The sequence below is a fragment of the Microvirga sp. P4_G7 genome, from assembly GCF_056401005.1.
In genome coordinates, this window is sequence record NZ_JBFUKD010000613.1 from 1 (window position 1) to 2,206 (window position 2,206).

Sequence of the window (2,206 nt, forward strand, 5' to 3'; positions counted from 1 at the left end):
CGGCAGGGCAAGGGGTGGCGCGTCGCTTCCGATATCGTCTCCGAACAGGCTGGACGTGCCATCGGCATTCCACGTCACCGCTTGCGGCGCAACGTGCTGCGCCACGAGCCCGCGCACGGCGTCGCGAAACCCGGCGAGATCGGCGCCCTCTGCAAGATCGATTCGACGAAACTGCATCAGAACAGACTCAGTTGTTGCGGCGGGCGTGGCGCGAGGTGTCGACGCAAGTCAGAACGATCCGTCAGCGCGAGCGGGCGGTGGTCCGCGGCGATCAGGAACGGACGCGCCCGTTTCACGCTCGTGGTGAGGCGCGCAATGTCGTCGAGGCGAAGCGTCGTTTGCCGACGGGCGGCGATGATCCTGTCGACGGCCCGCTTGCCGAGACCGGGAATGCGCAGCAACATTTCCCGGTCGGCGCCATTCACGTCGACCGGGAAGCGGCCTCGATTCTTCAACGCCCAGGCAAGTTTGGGATCGATGTCGAGATCGAGCATGCCGTTCTCGCCGCCCGCGGCGATTTCGTTCACGGTGAATCCGTAATGACGCAGCAACCAATCGGCCTGGTACAACCGGTTCTCCCGTTGCAGCGGCGGCGGCTTCAACGGCAGCATGGCGCTCGCTTCCGGAATAGGGCTGAACGCCGAGTAATAGACCCGTCGGAGTTTGTAGGTGTCGTACAGCGACGCGCTGGTCTCGAGCACGGCCTCATCGGTCGTCTCGTCCGCGCCGACAATCATCTGCGTGCTTTGCCCGGCCGGGGAAAAGGTGCGCCGTTCATCCCGCGCCTCGGCGATGCGCTCGTGCATCTGTCCCATGGCGACGCGTATCGCCGACCCGCTTTTCTCCGGAGCGAGGCGCGTGAGGCTCGGCTCGGACGACAATTCGAGATTGATCGACAAACGGTCCGCCCAAAGCCCCGCCTGCTCGATCAGCCAGGGGCTGGCTTCAGGGATCGTCTTGAGATGGATGTAGCCGGCGAAGCCATGATCCCGGCGCAGCGTCTTCGCCACCAGGATCAGTTGCTCCATCGTGTAATCCGGCGAGCGAATGATGCCCGACGAGAGAAACAGCCCCTCGATATAGTTGCGCTTGTAGAAGGCGACGGTGAGTGACACGATTTCGGCGACGCTGAATCGCGCCCGCCGCACGTTCGACGAGCGCCGGTTGATGCAATAGGCGCAATCGAACAGGCAGTAATTGGTGAGCAAAATCTTCAATAGCGAAACGCAGCGCCCGTCCGGCGTGTAGGCGTGACAGATGCCGCTTCCGGTGGTCGAACCGAGACCCTTCGCCCCCGCAGCACGCTTGGGCGCTCCCGACGAGGCGCAAGAGGCGTCGTATTTGGCGGCATCCGCCAGAATGCGAAGTTTCGTCTTCAGCGCCGGATCCATCGCGACCTCCTTCATGTTCACTATATGTTCTCATTCCGACCGAAGACAAGGCCCCTCTCCCCACGGCATGCGGCGTTTATTTCGCGGCTGAATTGATGACCGCTTCGATATGGTGGCCGTCCGGATCGAGCACGAAAGCGGCGTAGTAATGGGGCCCATAATGGGGTCGCAGACCGGGACCGCCGTTGTCGCTACCACCATGTTCCAACGCGGCCTTGTGAAACGCGGCGACGGCCTGCCGATCGGGAGCAGCGAGGGCGAGGTGGAAGCCCGGCCCAGGCGGCCGCTGGCCTTCCGGGCGATATTTGATGGCCAGTTTGTCACCGCCGCCGGGAACGCCGTATCCGACGGCCTGGCCGGCCTCTCCAGGTCTGAGATCCTCCCACACCCGGCCATATCCGAGGGGGGCGAGGACGGCATCGTAGAATTTTGCCGCGCGTTCGATATTCGCGACGCCGAAAGAAACATGATGAAGCACGAGCGAAGATACTCCCCGGCAAGGATAACATTGCATTCTGCACACGGACCCGGCGCCCGCCAGCCGCACGCAGGCTGGCGCCGCGGATTTGCGATTGATAACTTCGCAAGATGGAGACGACAGCCGAACGAGGTGGAAGCAGGATGAAGAAGAGCGCAACGACCAACGGCGAATCGCCTTCCCGGCTGATCGACGCGAGGATCAAGGAACTGGACGACTGGAGAGGCAAGACGCTCTCCCATGTCCGCGCGCTCATCAAGCAAGCCGCTCCTGACGTGATCGAGGAGTGGAAGTGGAGAGGCGTTCCGGTTTGGTATCACGATGGAATGATCTGCAC

At 62.7% G+C, this 2,206-nt stretch carries 2 protein-coding genes and 1 pseudogene; 1 reads left to right on the forward strand and 2 read right to left on the reverse strand.

Annotation, left to right across the window (positions count from 1 at the left end; all coding sequences use genetic code 11):
- Positions 1 to 176: 176 nt before the first annotated feature.
- Both AC1DT3_RS18630 and AC1DT3_RS18635 read right to left on the reverse strand, forming a co-directional pair.
- Positions 177 to 1,391, reverse strand: a complete 1,215-nt coding sequence (locus tag AC1DT3_RS18630; protein WP_477466713.1) for a putative DNA modification/repair radical SAM protein — start codon at positions 1,389 to 1,391, stop codon at positions 177 to 179.
- Between the two features lie 76 nt (positions 1,392 to 1,467).
- On the reverse strand, positions 1,468 to 1,869 hold the full coding sequence (locus AC1DT3_RS18635) for a VOC family protein (RefSeq protein WP_477466714.1): 402 nt from the start codon (positions 1,867 to 1,869) through the stop codon (positions 1,468 to 1,470).
- Positions 1,870 to 2,012: 143 nt separating this feature from the next.
- Here AC1DT3_RS18635 and AC1DT3_RS18640 point away from each other — a divergent pair.
- Positions 2,013 to 2,206 (forward strand): annotated as a pseudogene (locus AC1DT3_RS18640) (DUF1801 domain-containing protein); the annotation flags it as partial.

What these genes read in the sequence shown, in the direction of transcription:
- AC1DT3_RS18630 (WP_477466713.1), bottom strand. Translation starts at nt 1,391, where the DNA reads ATGGATCCGGCGCTGAAGACGAAACTTCGCATTCTGGCGGATGCCGCC.